This window comes from Zobellia russellii (assembly GCF_018728565.1).
Lineage (GTDB): Bacteria > Bacteroidota > Bacteroidia > Flavobacteriales > Flavobacteriaceae > Zobellia > Zobellia russellii.
Genome location: NZ_JACSOI010000038.1, coordinates 1 through 294, shown reverse-complemented (window position 1 = coordinate 294; position 294 = coordinate 1). Strand labels below are relative to the sequence as shown.

The window sequence follows — 294 nt, the reverse complement described above, 5'->3', positions numbered from 1 at the left end:
CCATTTTCCGCGGTGACCGTATAGGTAACGGCACCGGAAAAATCCTGAAGGACGGTCCTTGCCGGGGATACCGTGGCGTCCGCCGATATGTCCAGTACCGAAGGGGCACCGGTCAAGTCGGTACCATCGGGTACCGTAACGTTGATGGTAAATGTGGTAGCGTTTATGTCCGCGCCTGTCTGGCCGGGAAGTTCGAATGCCGTTATGGCGTTCTCCGCACTGCCCGTGGGTTGGGATACGGTCACGTTCACCGTCCATACCTGCGGCGTTCCCGTCTCGGGGGTCACCGTATAG

1 pseudogene is annotated in these 294 nt (G+C 59.2%); it reads right to left on the bottom strand.

Going from position 1 to position 294, the window contains the following annotated elements:
• A pseudogene (locus tag H9565_RS20455) lies at nt 1–245 on the bottom strand (hypothetical protein); the annotation flags it as partial.
• Nucleotides 246–294 lie beyond the last annotated feature (49 nt).